This window comes from Rhizobium acaciae, assembly GCF_025941625.1.
GTDB lineage: Bacteria > Pseudomonadota > Alphaproteobacteria > Rhizobiales > Rhizobiaceae > Rhizobium > Rhizobium acaciae.
In genome coordinates, this window is the sequence record NZ_JAPCZO010000011.1 from 208375 (window position 1) to 221770 (window position 13396).

14 protein-coding genes are annotated in these 13396 nt (G+C 59.5%); 8 read left to right on the forward strand and 6 right to left on the reverse strand.

What is annotated here, in order from left to right; genetic code table 11:
- Positions 1-16: 16 nt before the first annotated feature.
- The 3 genes from plsX to OLZ32_RS19100 all read right to left on the reverse strand — a co-directional run bounded on the left by plsX (position 17) and on the right by OLZ32_RS19100 (position 2384).
- Positions 17-1063: a phosphate acyltransferase PlsX gene (plsX, locus tag OLZ32_RS19090; protein WP_003547225.1), complete on the reverse strand. Its 1047-nt coding sequence runs from the start codon at positions 1061-1063 to the stop codon at positions 17-19.
- 98 nt (positions 1064-1161) lie between these two features.
- Positions 1162-1716 (reverse strand): YceD family protein, encoded by a 555-nt coding sequence (locus tag OLZ32_RS19095; protein ID WP_264422050.1) that lies wholly within the window; start codon positions 1714-1716, stop codon positions 1162-1164.
- Positions 1717-1727: 11 nt separating this feature from the next.
- The gene (locus tag OLZ32_RS19100; protein ID WP_017990979.1) at positions 1728-2384 is read right to left on the reverse strand and encodes a ubiquinol-cytochrome C chaperone family protein; all 657 of its coding nucleotides are present in this window, start codon (positions 2382-2384) and stop codon (positions 1728-1730) included.
- Between the two features lie 136 nt (positions 2385-2520).
- On the opposite strand from OLZ32_RS19100, the gene OLZ32_RS19105 reads away from it, so the two are divergent.
- Complete coding sequence (locus OLZ32_RS19105) at positions 2521-3054, forward strand: outer membrane protein assembly factor BamE (protein WP_003547220.1); 534 nt, start codon at positions 2521-2523, stop codon at positions 3052-3054.
- A 98-nt stretch (positions 3055-3152) separates the two neighbouring features.
- On the opposite strand, the gene OLZ32_RS19110 is transcribed toward OLZ32_RS19105, so the two are convergent.
- The 3 genes from OLZ32_RS19110 to ribH all read right to left on the reverse strand — a co-directional run bounded on the left by OLZ32_RS19110 (position 3153) and on the right by ribH (position 6431).
- Positions 3153-5291 (reverse strand): sodium-translocating pyrophosphatase, encoded by a 2139-nt coding sequence (locus tag OLZ32_RS19110; RefSeq protein WP_026160183.1) that lies wholly within the window; start codon positions 5289-5291, stop codon positions 3153-3155.
- A gap of 198 nt (positions 5292-5489) precedes the next feature.
- Positions 5490-5972: a transcription antitermination factor NusB gene (gene nusB / locus OLZ32_RS19115; protein ID WP_003547217.1), complete on the reverse strand. Its 483-nt coding sequence runs from the start codon at positions 5970-5972 to the stop codon at positions 5490-5492.
- Between the two features lie 3 nt (positions 5973-5975).
- A complete protein-coding gene (gene ribH / locus OLZ32_RS19120; RefSeq protein WP_003547214.1) occupies positions 5976-6431 on the reverse strand; it encodes a 6,7-dimethyl-8-ribityllumazine synthase in 456 nt (151 codons plus the stop codon).
- A gap of 347 nt (positions 6432-6778) precedes the next feature.
- On the opposite strand from ribH, the gene OLZ32_RS19125 reads away from it, so the two are divergent.
- The 7 genes from OLZ32_RS19125 (at position 6779) to rfbB (ending at position 13394) form a co-directional block, all read left to right on the forward strand.
- Positions 6779-7138 carry a hypothetical protein gene (locus OLZ32_RS19125; protein WP_264422053.1) on the forward strand — a complete coding sequence of 120 codons (360 nt, stop codon included), beginning with the start codon at positions 6779-6781 and terminating at the stop codon, positions 7136-7138.
- 219 nt (positions 7139-7357) lie between these two features.
- The gene (locus tag OLZ32_RS19130; protein WP_003547207.1) at positions 7358-7861 is read left to right on the forward strand and encodes a cupin domain-containing protein; all 504 of its coding nucleotides are present in this window, start codon (positions 7358-7360) and stop codon (positions 7859-7861) included.
- A gap of 26 nt (positions 7862-7887) precedes the next feature.
- Positions 7888-8403: a GNAT family N-acetyltransferase gene (locus tag OLZ32_RS19135; protein WP_003547205.1), complete on the forward strand. Its 516-nt coding sequence runs from the start codon at positions 7888-7890 to the stop codon at positions 8401-8403.
- Positions 8404-8698: 295 nt separating this feature from the next.
- Positions 8699-9505, forward strand: coding sequence for a hypothetical protein (locus OLZ32_RS19140; RefSeq protein ID WP_003547203.1), 807 nt, complete (start codon positions 8699-8701; stop codon positions 9503-9505).
- A 256-nt stretch (positions 9506-9761) separates the two neighbouring features.
- Positions 9762-11729 (forward strand): CgeB family protein, encoded by a 1968-nt coding sequence (locus OLZ32_RS19145; RefSeq protein WP_264422057.1) that lies wholly within the window; start codon positions 9762-9764, stop codon positions 11727-11729.
- Between the two features lie 24 nt (positions 11730-11753).
- On the forward strand, positions 11754-12332 hold the full coding sequence (gene rfbC / locus OLZ32_RS19150; RefSeq protein WP_011651305.1) for a dTDP-4-dehydrorhamnose 3,5-epimerase: 579 nt from the start codon (positions 11754-11756) through the stop codon (positions 12330-12332).
- A 6-nt stretch (positions 12333-12338) separates the two neighbouring features.
- Complete coding sequence (gene rfbB / locus OLZ32_RS19155; protein WP_264422059.1) at positions 12339-13394, forward strand: dTDP-glucose 4,6-dehydratase; 1056 nt, start codon at positions 12339-12341, stop codon at positions 13392-13394.
- The last annotated feature ends 2 nt before the right edge of the window (positions 13395-13396 follow it).

A 13396-nucleotide genomic window follows, 5' to 3' on the forward strand; every position in this document is an offset into this window, starting at 1 on the left:
GATTGAACCCCATCGCTCATGCCGCTTCCGGGCCCATCGGGGGCAGCCTCTTGGCATGATATTTCTTAAGATCGTTTTCTATTTTCTGATTGAGGCCGTTCTTGGCCATGTCGTAGCCGACTTCGATGGCGGCTGCGATGCCTTCCGCATTCGCCCCGCCATGGCTCTTGATGACGATGCCGTTCAGGCCGAGAAACACGCCGCCATTGACCTTGCTCGGATCGAGCTTCTCGCGAAGCATGTCGAAGGCGCTTTTGGCAAAGAGGTAGCCGATGCGGGCGAGCAGCGTGCGCGACATGGCGGCACGCAGATATTCGCCGATCTGCTTGGCTGTGCCTTCGGCAGTCTTGAGCGCGATATTGCCGGAAAATCCTTCGGTGACGACGACGTCGACCGTGCCCTTGCCAAGATCGTTGCCCTCGACGAAGCCGGAATATTCGAGCGAATCGATGTTCGCCTCGCGCAACAGCCGGCCGGCCTCCTTGACCTCCTCCTGGCCTTTCATCTCCTCGACGCCGACGTTGAGAAGGCCGACCGTCGGCCGTTCGACCTCGAAAAGCGCGCGCGCCATGGCGCCGCCCATCAGCGCAAAATCCATCAGTTGCTGCGCATCGGCACCGATCGTCGCGCCGACATCGAGCACGATGCTCTCACCCTTCAGTGTCGGCCAGATCGCGGCAATCGCTGGGCGCTCAATATTGGCCATGGTGCGCAGACAGAACTTCGCCATCGCCATCAGCGCGCCGGTATTGCCGGCCGAAACCGCGACATCGGCATCACCCGTCTTCACCGCCTCGATCGAGCGCCACATGGTGGAGATATAGCGGCCACGGCGCAGCGCCTGGCTCGGCTTCTCATCCATGGCGACGGCAAGCTCGCAGTCGTGAAAGATCGATTTTTCCTTGAGTTTCGGGAACTTGGCGAGAACCGGATCGCACTGTTCCTTGAGACCATAGAAAACGAAGGAAATATCCGGATGCCGATCCAACGCCTTGGCGGCGCCGGGAATGACAACCTGGGGACCAAAGTCGCCACCCATGAGGTCGAGAGATATTCTGATCACGCGTCCCTGATCCTTCTTTTCGCCGATGGCGAAATTTCGGCCAAATTACCGGTTTTAGCGTCGCTTACAACTGAATTGTGTCAAATGCCAGAGGGACTTCAGTCCTTTTTCCAGTCCTTGAGGGCTGCGAAAGCCGAGGGCTTTTTGTCGTCCTCGCCGCTATCCTCGATATGGCCGTCGAACTCAATGCCCTGCTTGCGCGGATAGGGATCGATCGCGAGAGCGGCGAATTCGGCAACGACCTCGCCGGCGTCGATCGTATCGCCGACAAAGGTCTCGGGCAGATCAGGACCGTCGGGATCGAGCAGCATCTCGCCGGCGTCATTGCCGGCCTGGCGGGCAAGCTTGGAGCCCTCCGGCACGAAGATCTGCTCGAAGTTCTCGTCGATGGAGGATTCGACGGGTTCCAGCGTCACGACGCAGGACTGGACGATCCTCGCCTGCACGCGGCCCTTGATGCGCACGCCGTCGCGCTTCCAGCGGGCAATCTGCAGATCGGCGCTGAGATCGTCGACGGAGACGACGTTCCAGGTCCGGGCCAACGCCTTCAGTTCGCTGGTGTCGGCTTCGACATGGACATCGACGGGGTTGGCCGAGATGTGGCCGACCTTGACGTGATAGGAGAAGGGAACATCGTCCCGAGCGTTCTTCATCTTTTCCTCCTTCAGGTGACCGGTGGGCAGGCGACCGGAGGGAGCGTTGCCGAACCGGTGGCGATTACCTCTTCGGGGACGGCGGACAGATGCGATTCTGCGGCCATCATCCATCCGGCGAGGCCGGTCATATCGGCAGGCGCCGAGGTTTCGGGGTAGATATTGCGCTGAAGGGCGAGAGCGAGGGCTTCGGCATCGCCTGTGTCCATCGCCTTCGAATAGGCTTCAAGCCGGCCGTAAAACATTCCGGCAAGCTTCTTCATGCGCTTTGGTACGCTGTTGTCGCCGATGCCGAGTTCGCGGATCGAATAGTCGATATCCTGGAAGAAAGCGTCGACGATCTCCTGGGCGATCTCCTGGCCACTGATAGCGGAAGCACGGGTGCGGCGAAAAAACAGAATCATCGCGATCGACAGCATCTCGAAACGGCCCATGACCGTATCCGGCACATTGAGCCGCTCGTAGAGTTCCGGCATGCGCGCGGCCGCCGCTAACGCCGCATATTGCCTGTCGACGATCGCCTGATTGTTGTTTTTCTTACGGAAGAGCCCGAAGATCATTGTTTTTTCCGGAAATGCCTCATTCTTCATGCCGGCTGGCGTCTGGCCTTGTTGCATGATTTCGAAAGCTGGTTTACCGAAGCAGGCGCGAATTGCAATGCCGATCATGGCCAGTTTCGGGACGACGCCTTCGATGCGTCAGCGAAGCGAATTCGGGAAATTCGACCCGGAATGGCCACAATGGTTTTGCAGGAGGTAAAGCGTCCAAGGCCCAAATGGCTGCTATCGACACTCAAGGGAGTAGATGTCGTTGAATAAACGGTATTTCAAGTCTGATGTGAAATTCTTCAGCAGTGCGGCCATTGCCTTCATAATCGCCTCCACCACCGCTCTTTCGGGTTGCCAGACCAGCACCGTGCTCAATGGCGGCTACGTCGCCGACCAGCAGTCGCTGAACCTCGTCCCGGAAGGCTCCAGCCGCGAGCAGGTGCTGCTTTCGCTCGGCACCCCGTCGACGACGGCGACCTTCGACGGCGAAGTCTTCTACTACATCTCGCAGCGGCGCACGCGTGCGGTCGCCTTCCAGAAATTGAAGGTCGTCGATCAGAGCGTTCTGGCGATCTATTTCGACAAGGACGGCGTCGTTAGCCGCCGCGCCAACTATGCGCTGCAGGACGGCAAGGTGTTCGACACGATCGGACGCGTCACGCCGACCGGCGGCAAGGAACTCACCTTCCTGCAACAGATGCTTTCCGGCGGCAGCGCCGCGAGTGCTGCCCGCAGCCTGTTCGGCGGTGGCGCCGGCGGCACACCGCAGAACCCAAGCAGCCTGCGCTGATCGGACACGCCTTATACGAAGAACCCGCCGGATCGCTCCGGCGGTTTTTTTTAACGGTCGCTGCGTCAGCTTGAAGTGTGCCAAGCCGGCGCCGTTGTTTATCCGGCGAGAACGGCCAGCAGCAGCAGCGCGACGATATTGGTGATCTTGATCGCCGGGTTGACGGCGGGGCCGGCGGTATCCTTGTAGGGATCGCCGACGGTATCGCCGGTGACGGAAGCCTTGTGCGCATCCGAACCCTTCATGTGACGCACGCCGTCCTTGTCGACGAAACCGTCTTCGAAGCTCTTCTTGGCATTGTCCCAGGCGCCGCCGCCCGATGTCATCGAGATGGCGACGAAGAGGCCGTTGATGATGACGCCGAGCAGCGATGCGCCGAGGGCAGCAAAGGCGGAGGCCTTGGAACCGGAGATGAGAAGCACGCCGAAATAGACGACGATCGGCGCCAGCACCGGCAGCAGCGACGGCACGATCATCTCGCGGATGGCAGCCTTGGTCAGAAGGTCGACCGCTCTGCCGTAATCCGGCTTTTCCGTGCCCTCCATGATGCCGGGCTTTTCCTTGAACTGACGGCGAACTTCCTCGACGATCGCGCCGGCCGCACGGCCGACGGCGGTCATGGCGATGCCGCCGAAGAGGTAGGGAATGAGACCTCCGAAGATCAATCCCGCCACCACGTAAGGGTTGGAAAGATCGAAGGAAATTTCGCCGATACCGGCGAAATAAGGGAACTTGTCGCCATTCGCCGCAAAATATTTGAGGTCGTAGGAGTAGGCCGCGAAGAGAACCAGTGCGCCGAGACCGGCGGAACCGATGGCGTAGCCCTTGGTGACGGCCTTGGTCGTATTGCCGACCGCATCGAGCGCATCGGTGGATTTGCGCACCTCCGGCGGCAGATGCGACATTTCGGCGATACCGCCGGCATTGTCCGTCACCGGTCCGAACGCGTCGAGCGCGACGATCATTCCGGCGATGCCGAGCATGGCCGTGACGGCAATGCCGGTGCCGAACAGGCCGCCGAGCTGGTAAGTGGCGAGAATGCCGCCAACTATGACGATCGCCGGCAGTGCCGTCGATTCCAGTGAAACCGCCAGGCCCTGGATGACGTTGGTGCCGTGACCGGTGACCGAGGCCTGGGCGATCGAGACAACCGGGCGCTTGCCCGTGCCGGTATAATATTCAGTGATCACGACGATCAGCGCGGTGACGACGAGGCCGATGATGCCGCAGAAGAAGAGGTTCGCGCCTGATATGTCGGCGCCTCCGACGGAGCCGATCGATCCCCAGCCGATGGTGAGCGAGGTGGCAGCGCCAAGACCGACGATCGACAGCAGGCCGGTGACGATCAGGCCCTTGTAAAGAGCGCCCATGATCGAGCCGTTCGAGCCGAGCTTGACGAAGAAGGTGCCGATGATCGAGGTGATGATGCAGGCACCGCAGATTGCCAGCGGATAGACCATCGCAGACTGGAGGATCGGCGCGCCGGCAAAGAAGATCGCGGCGAGAACCATGGTGGCGACGACCGAGACCGCATAGGTTTCGAAGAGGTCGGCGGCCATGCCGGCGCAGTCGCCGACATTGTCGCCGACATTATCGGCGATCGTTGCCGGGTTGCGCGGATCGTCTTCGGGAATGCCGGCTTCCACCTTGCCGACGAGATCGCCGCCGACATCGGCGCCCTTGGTGAAGATGCCGCCGCCGAGACGGGCGAAGATCGAGATCAGCGAAGCGCCGAAGCCGAGCGCCACCAGCGCATCGATGACTTCGCGCGAGCCGCTCTCATGGCCGAGCCCGACGGTCAAGACCGTATAGTAGATGGAGACGCCGAGCAGCGCCAGGCCAGCCACCAGCATGCCGGTGATCGCACCCGACTTGAAGGCGATGTCGAGGCCGGCGGAAAGGCTGACGGAAGCTGCCTGAGCGGTGCGCACATTGGCGCGGACGGAGACGTGCATGCCGATGAAACCAGCAGCACCGGAAAGCACGGCGCCAATCAGGAAGCCGATCGCGGCCTCGCCGGAAAGAAGCAGCCAGGCTAAAATGAAAACAACAACGCCGACAATGGCAATGGTTCTGTACTGGCGCGTCAGATAGGCTTGCGCACCTTCGCGGATATAGCCCGCGATCTCCTGCATGCGGCTGTTGCCCTGATCGGCGGCAAGCACCGACCGGGTTGCCCAGGCGGCATAAACCACCGAGAGCAGACCGCATGCGATTACGCATAAAAGAATCGTCATTTCGCTCTTTCCTCCCATAGGCCGGAGCTCACTCCTTCTCCGGCAGATACGCCGCCGAATCGCCTTCCTCTCCACAGAAATGCCACAGCTAAGCGTTGCGGAGATTGCTTGGTCGATCACGTGGCGTCAAGACCGCAACGGGCGAAAACCATTGCGGTACGAAGAAAGACGTAGGGGGATTGTTTGGCGGCTAAAGACTTACTTCTTCGCCTCGCCGCGAACCTGCTTTGCGATGCGGTCGAGCACGGCGTTGACGAGCTTCGGCTCGTCGTCATCGAAGAACGCCTGGGCAATCTCGACATATTCGGTGACGATGACCGCCACCGGAACGTCCTTGCGGTCGGTGATCTCGAAAACGCCGGCGCGCAGGATGGCGCGCACTGTGCTGTCGAGGCGCGACAAGGCCCAATCATCCTGCAGAGCTGCGGCAATCAGCGGATCGAGGCGGACCTGATCGCGCACGACTCCGGAGACGATGGAACGGAACCAGGCGGCATCGGCTTTCAGATAAGTCTCGCCATCGATTTCCTGACCAAGACGGTGTGCCTCGTATTCAGCCACGATCTCCAGAACGCCCGTGCCGCCGACATCCATCTGATATAGTGCCTGAACGGCAGCAAGACGGGCAGCGCCCCGCTGGTTCGCAGTCTTGACCGGCCGTTCCGTCTTGTCGTCATTCATTCGTTATGCACCCAGTTTCTGCTTCAGCTCGATCATGGTCAGAGCTGCACGAGCGGCAAATCCGCCCTTGTCCTTTTCCGAGCGGCGCACGCGCGTCCAGGCCTGCTCGTCGTTTTCGACGGTCAGGATGCCATTGCCGATGGCAAGGGACTCGCTGACCGCAAGATCCATCAAGGCGCGCGAGGATTCGTTCGACACGATATCGAAGTGATAAGTCTCGCCGCGAATGACCATGCCAAGGGCGACATAGCCGTCATAATGCGTTCCGCCATTGTCGTCTCCATCGAGCGACATGGCAATCGCCGCCGGAATTTCCAGTGCGCCGGGAACGGTGACAACCTCGAAGGTGGCGCCGGCCTCCGTCAATGCGAAGGTCGCGCCTTCGAGCAGGGCGTCGGCCATGTCGTCGTAGAAGCGGGCCTCAACGATCAAAATATGGGGAGCGGTCTCTCTCGACATGGTTCACCTTCGGTTGGCGGGACATTTACCCACTCGGCAGCCCGCGGTCAAAACATGCCTTCGTCCGAATGGCAAGCAATTTCGCCCGATGCCGCAATGGGAAAGAGGAAATATCTGCAAGGGGATAGCCGCGTCCTGTATGCACAGCTGGGCAAGCCTCTGAAATCAGCTTTCCCGGCCGCCTGGAAAGCGGCAATTCGAAGGCAGTTTTCATGAACAATTCTTAATGGATTTTCAGTGGCTTAACCCATTGAATCGCGAATGAGAGAACGCCAATTCCATGTCGTGACGCAGACGATCCCCTGCAACGACTGCCGACCGTCTAAGCAGATGAAAGGATACAAATCATGCACCGCGTTTTCACCATCACCCTCGCTACCGCCCTCTCCTCCATCGCGTTTGCCGGCGTCAGCCGGGCCGAAAGCCTTGGGATGAACACCCCTCAAGGCATCGAGCAGACGCTCAGGAGCTACCAGGGCGATGATTTCAATGTCCAGGAGGTTTACAACTGGCGCAACTTCGACGACGAGACGAGCGGTCCACACTCCGCACCGCAACGCTCCGGCCAGGCTATCCGCGGCATCCAGGCCTCGATCGACGCCAACAAGTCGCTTGCCCACCGGCTCAACAATGAGGGTGTCAATATTCGCAATGTCGTCAATGCCGAGCAGGCGGCGGATGGGAGCCTCACCTTCTACGTTCGTTGACGGCTCCAGCGTATATTACCGAAAACCTGAATCGATCTTCGTGGTTATGCGTGGATTGAAAGTGATCGAGCGCCTTCACGCGTCCCATTAAAACGTACGGTGCTCAAAGCATGGGCGGCGGTCTCCTCTTCGCCCATGCTGGGGATATCGGAGATAGGCCCAGATAATCATTGAATTTTCCCGGGATGACGGCTTCTCTTCTTGAAACAGGAGGACGTCATGGCAACGGAACCGAAGGCGGTGATCAATACCGCCGATCTCCAGCTCGAGCACTGGACACAGGGCGAGCTCTATGAGAGCACCGACAAATCGTTCGGCGCGCTTCTCGGCCTGGTCGGTCTGGGCGTCAGCTACAACGAGGTACCGCCCGGCAAATCCGGCTGCCCCTTCCACAACCATCACGTCGAAGACGAGCTTTTCTATGTGATCGCCGGTACCGGCGAATACCGTTTCGGCGATACGCGCCATGCGATCAAGGCGGGCGACGTGCTCGGCGCGCCGGCGGGCGGACCGGAAACGGCGCACCAGATCATCAACACCGGCACGGCCACACTCATCTATCTCGGCATTTCGACCATGGCTAAGACCGAGATCGTCGAATATCCCGATTCCGGAAAGTTCCTCGCCAAGACGAACAGGGACGGACCAAAAACCGGGCGCTTTCGTCATATCGGACGGCCGGAAGGCGATCTCGACTATTGGGACGGCGAGCCCGGCGCCTGAGAGTGCGATTTCCATAAGGACCCGATGTGACAGACATTCCGACCCTCGAAACGACGCGGCTGACGCTTCGCCCTCACCGCCTCGACGATTTCGACGCGCATGCGGCGCTATGGGCGGACGAGGATGTCGTGCGCTTCATCACCGGCGTGCCGTCGACGCGCGAGCAGAGCTGGAGCCGCATGCTGCGCGTTGCCGGCATGTGGCATCATATGGGCTTCGGCTTTCTGGCGATCGTGGAAAAGGACAGCGGCCGGTTCATCGGTGAAGCGGGCTTCCTGGAAGCCCGCCGCGAGATGGAACCTTCGATCGAGGGGACGATGGAGGTTGGTTGGGCGCTGATGCCTTCGGCGCACGGCCGCGGTTATGCCACCGAGGCGCTGAACGTCCTGATCGGCTGGGCGGAAACGCATTTTCCCGAAAAACCGATGAGCTGCATCATTAGTCCCGAGAACCAGGCCTCGTTGCGGGTCGCAGCCAAGCTCGGCTTCCGCGAGACCGCGCGCACGCAGTACAACGGCGAGATCATTCAGTTTTCGCGTTAGGGAATTCCACCAAGCGGGCAACCTAGCGCGCGCCATTGCGGGCTTGCTGACATTTGCCGATATCGCCAACAGCAAGTTTGAGCAAAAGGATATCGACGACCTCAGATTGCAGCACCCGACTTCATCCCTTCGCACCTGCTACGCGCAAGGAACGCGCTTTAGAGTCGCTGACAAGAGGCAGAAACGCTTGGAATCCTGACGTCCACCACCTTGACACAACTAAGCATCGACGGGCGAGCCGCGTGGTAATTGCAGCCGGCTGAAACTCCCCATCCATAAGAGGCTGATCACAAATATGACCGTTTTCATTGTTTGCCACAAGGATTTGCCGAGCTACCCTCCTCCCGAGGGCGCGAAAATCATATGGCTCAATTCTAAACCTCCGTTGGAAAACAAGGGAATGGATGTCATTGCCGGCTATGATTTTTTCAGCGAGCCGGAGGAAATTCACGCGAAATTGTCAGGATCGCTGGGAACGATCGTAATCGCGAAAGTCGTTTCCGAAGAATCAGCAAAGCCTCGCAACATTACTATCTGGCAGTATCGTAAATTTTTAACGCGGCTAAAAATAGGAACACCTAATCCCGAATATCCCGGGATGAATACAACGAATTCAGAAGAAGTACTGGTCACAAAACCGGAGAATCCGGCGCATTTTACAGAAAGTTTTTTCCTGCCTCGGCCATTGAACCTCCAAAACATATCTCAACACTATGCACGATTCCACAATATTGTTGACTTCCTGAGATATACAGCGTTTTCAATCGAAGCAAACACGTTAACGCAAGCCGAAGCTTTGCATTTTTTTAATTCCAGCACTTTCGTTCCTGGAGGCATTGAACTCGGCACGTATCCGACGGACTGGTGGCTCGATACTTTTGTGCGCCTTGTGGCACCGTCTTTTGAATTTGCGAAACGATATCAACCGTTTCAAGCCGAGGACCCCGTGCAGAAACGTGCGATCTCATTCTGCCAGGAGCGTCTGGGAAGCTATCTTCTCATCAAACGGATAGCCGAACTCTATGGCAATAACCTACCTGGGTCCTTGTTCGGAGAAATAGCTACCGTATCGGATGATGGGGTCTATAAAAGCGGCGTATGAACCGGGGCGGCCCAATTCCAAAGGTAACATCGCAACTCTTTGCGATACTGGCAGCAGAAGCGGCTAAGCCAATGAAGCTGGCTAGAGAAAACCGACCACGGATAGTCGATCTCCCACACCCCTCCAGGCTGACCGGCGAAAGTTCTGCGAACAGTGTGGCGCAAGCTTCACCTCAAATAGTAGGCAGCAAACAGGCTCGAATTGCCGTTCTGCGGACTTCCCATGCAGACGGCAGCCCTTCGCGAAGGACAATACCTTGACGATCAATCAGCCCACGTCTTCTTTGCCGGCCGGTCTTCCTGATCTGGCGCTTCTCACGGAGAAGGCTGCCGGCACGGGATCCGTCATTATCTATCAGCCTTATCTCGATCCTTCGCAGCGCAGCCAGCTCGATGCGGCTGCCATGCCGCTCGACATCTCGTTCAATACGCAGGCTACGACCCGCGAATATGAACTCTTCCTCACCCTGCATCAGCATCACGAGGCGATCGGCCTCGGTGACGACGTGTTTTGGGGGCTGCTCTCCAGCAAATTCGAGATGAAGTCGGTGACGAGCTTTCCGTCTTTTGTCACGGAGGCGGAAAAGGCCAGGGCAGAAGGTGCGGACGCCTATCTTTACAACCCGCTGATCGGCCACGCGGCGATCTACAGCAACGTCTGGGAACATTCGCTGCTTGGCGGCCATCCGGGCATGGACCCGATCTTCCTGCATATCCAGGAGCTCGGCTATCCGATCGCACCGCCGCAAGACAAAAGCGCCTTCGCGTTCTGCAACTATTTCTGCGGCAACAGGAAGTTCTGGTCCGGATATTTCGCCTTCTGCGAACGCATTCTGGGATCCTTGGAAAATGAAGCGCGCCTCGGCACGCCGGCGGGCATTGCCTATGCCGGTTCGGCGCAGTATTCACGCGACGCTAACGCGACGATGCGCCCCTTCGTGATCGAGCGTCTGCTCGGGCTCTATGTCCAGCAGGCTGCCGCCAAAGGATTGAAGATCGCCGCCTTCGTGCCGGCGCCTGTCCATTTCGAGTGGAAGTTCGGTGTCCGCCTCGGCCGGATGCTGCATGGTCTCTTCGCCGCCAAGGAGGCTTTTCTTCAGAGCCGCGACCAGGCCCACTTGACCGCCTGGCAGGAGGGCCGTCAACCACTGATCAAGCAGCCGCACCTTATCTGGGGCGCCGACGACCCGCCGGCCTGGATGCCGCGCGGCCAGTTCACGGGTGGCTGCGAACTGATGCGTGCCTATGCTCCGCAGGCTCCCGGCGCCTCCCCGGCGCCGCAGCAGGCTGTGCGTACCGAGATACCCGGCGCCCAGAAGGTCGAGCAGCCGCTTCGCAACGCATTGCAGCCCTTTGCCGGCGGATGGCAGGCCCACAAGGATCGCCATTGCATCTGGATCGTGACGCCCGACAACTACAATCACAGCCACGCCTTCGACGAAGTCGCGCTTGGCCTACAGGGCGCTTTCGAGGAACTCGGCGGCTCGGCACCGATCACCCGGGACATGAACGCATTCGCCGGCCGTGCGCCGATCATCTATGGCGGCAATCTTCTCCCCGCCGAAATCGTCAGCCATCTGCCGAAGGACAGCGTCGTCATCAATCTCGAGCAGGTGTCCGAAGAAAGCATCTGGATCAATTCGCGCTACACCTCGATCCTGAAGTCGTTTCCGGTTCTCGACTACAGCCCGCGCAACCGGGAAAATCTCGCCGCCAAGGGCATTGATCACGCCGGCGTGCTCGAAATCGGCTATAGCCGCTGCCTCAGCCAGATACAGCACGCCGCCGTCAAAGATATCGACGTGCTCTTCTACGGCTCGATGAACGAACGCCGCCACCATATCCTGAAGACGCTGAAGGACGGCGGGCTCAAGGTCACGCACCTCTTCAACATCTATGGCGCGGAACGCGATGCGGCGATTGCCCGCGCCAAGATCGTGATCAACATCCATCATTATGCGAGCGGCGTCTTCGAGATCGTGCGCATTTCCTATCTGCTCGCCAATCGCGTTTGCGTGCTGACGGAAGGCGACATCCGCGATCCGGACCTTCAGCCCTTCATCGGCGGCTTGGCAATTGAGCCCTATGACGACATGATCGAGCGCTGCTACAAGCTGATCGCAGATGCCGACGAGCGCGATGCCATTGCCGCGACGGGCCTTGCGGCCATGCGGAGCCGGTCGCAGGCGGACATGCTGATGAGCGTCATGAAGGCGGGCGCCTGATGAAGACCGCAGAAAAGGTACGTCATGCGCATTGAGACCGCGGCCATCGAGGGCATCGTTGCAATCACGCCGCCACGCTTCGGCGATCACCGCGGCTACTTCTCCGAGGTATTCAAGGATGCCTGGTTCCGGGAAAATGTGGCCGACGTCACGTTCATCCAGGACAATGAATCGCTTTCGGCGCAAGCCGGAACCGTCCGAGGGCTGCATTTCCAGATACCGCCCTTCGCACAAGGCAAGCTGGTGCGCTGCCTTGCCGGCCGGATCATGGATGTCGTCGTCGATATCCGCGAGGGATCACCGAGCTTCGGCAAATGGCTCTCTCAGGAGCTCTCGCCGGAAACCGGCAAGCAGCTCTGGATACCGGCCGGTTTCGCGCACGGATTCGCAACGATCGAGCCGAACAGCGTCATCAGCTACAAGGTAACCGCACCCTACAGCCCGCAGCATGATCGGGGCATCGCGTGGAACGATCCGATGATCGGCATTCGCTGGCCCTTCGATGAAAGAGACATGGTATCGTCAGACAAGGACAAGACGCTGCCGCGGCTCGCCGATCTGCCAGGCCATTTTTCCTATTCAACACAGCAACCCAAGGATTGATCGACGATGCGCATCCTGGTCACGGGCGGAGCGGGCTTCATCGGATCGGCATTGGTGCGTCATCTCGTCAGCGAGATCGGCGCCGAGGTGCTGAATGTCGACACGCTGACCTATGCCGGCAATCTGGCGTCACTGAAATCCGTCGAATCGGCGCCGAATTATCAGTTCCTGCGCGCCGACATCTGTGACCGCGCCGGGATGCAGGAAACATTCGCGTCTTTCCGCCCCGATATCGTCATGCATCTCGCGGCAGAGAGCCATGTCGACCGCTCGATCTCGGGCGCAGCCGATTTCATTCAGACCAACATCGTCGGCACATTCAGCCTGCTGGATGCCGCACGGCACTATTGGGATGGGCTTGACGCTCGCCGCAAGAGCGCCTTCCGCTTTCTGCATGTCTCGACGGACGAGGTCTACGGCTCGCTCGGCGACGAGGGCCTCTTCGAGGAGACGACGCCTTACGATCCGTCCTCGCCCTACTCTGCCTCCAAGGCCGCGAGCGACCATCTGGCCATCGCCTGGCACCGAACCTACGGCCTGCCCGTCGTCGTCTCCAATTGCTCCAACAACTACGGACCGTTCCATTTCCCCGAAAAGCTCATTCCGCTGATGATCCTCAACGCGCTGGAGGACAAGCCTCTTCCGGTTTACGGCAATGGCGAGAATGTCCGCGACTGGCTCTATGTCGAAGACCACGCCCGCGCGCTCTTCACGATCGCCTCCAGGGGGCGCCCCGGCGAAAAATACAATGTAGGCGGCCGCAATGAGCGCAGGAACATCGATGTCGTTCATCGCATCTGCGCTATTCTCGACGGCGTCTACAGTGACAAGGGACCGCATGCACGTCTGATCACCAACGTCACGGACCGCCCCGGACACGACGCACGCTATGCGATCGACGCCTCGAAACTCGAAAGCGAACTCGGCTGGAAGGCGCAAGAGACGTTCGAAACCGGCATCGAGAAGACCGTGCACTGGTACCTGGAAAACGAATGGTGGTGGAGGCCGCTGCGCGAAAACGTCTACTCCGGCGAACGCCTCGGCGTTTTCAAGGGACGATAAGC

Coding starts and splice junctions, on each gene's coding strand:
- OLZ32_RS19100 (WP_017990979.1), bottom strand. CDS start 2,384: ATGATCGGCATTGCAATTCGCGCCTGCTTCGGTAAACCAGCTTTCGAA.
- nusB (WP_003547217.1), bottom strand. CDS start 5,972: ATGAATGACGACAAGACGGAACGGCCGGTCAAGACTGCGAACCAGCGG.
- OLZ32_RS19110 (WP_026160183.1), bottom strand. CDS start 5,291: ATGACGATTCTTTTATGCGTAATCGCATGCGGTCTGCTCTCGGTGGTT.
- OLZ32_RS19130 (WP_003547207.1), top strand. CDS start 7,358: ATGGCAACGGAACCGAAGGCGGTGATCAATACCGCCGATCTCCAGCTC.
- OLZ32_RS19140 (WP_003547203.1), top strand. CDS start 8,699: ATGACCGTTTTCATTGTTTGCCACAAGGATTTGCCGAGCTACCCTCCT.
- OLZ32_RS19095 (WP_264422050.1), bottom strand. CDS start 1,716: ATGAAGAACGCTCGGGACGATGTTCCCTTCTCCTATCACGTCAAGGTC.
- OLZ32_RS19105 (WP_003547220.1), top strand. CDS start 2,521: ATGTCGTTGAATAAACGGTATTTCAAGTCTGATGTGAAATTCTTCAGC.
- OLZ32_RS19125 (WP_264422053.1), top strand. CDS start 6,779: ATGCACCGCGTTTTCACCATCACCCTCGCTACCGCCCTCTCCTCCATC.
- ribH (WP_003547214.1), bottom strand. CDS start 6,431: ATGTCGAGAGAGACCGCTCCCCATATTTTGATCGTTGAGGCCCGCTTC.
- rfbC (WP_011651305.1), top strand. CDS start 11,754: ATGCGCATTGAGACCGCGGCCATCGAGGGCATCGTTGCAATCACGCCG.
- rfbB (WP_264422059.1), top strand. CDS start 12,339: ATGCGCATCCTGGTCACGGGCGGAGCGGGCTTCATCGGATCGGCATTG.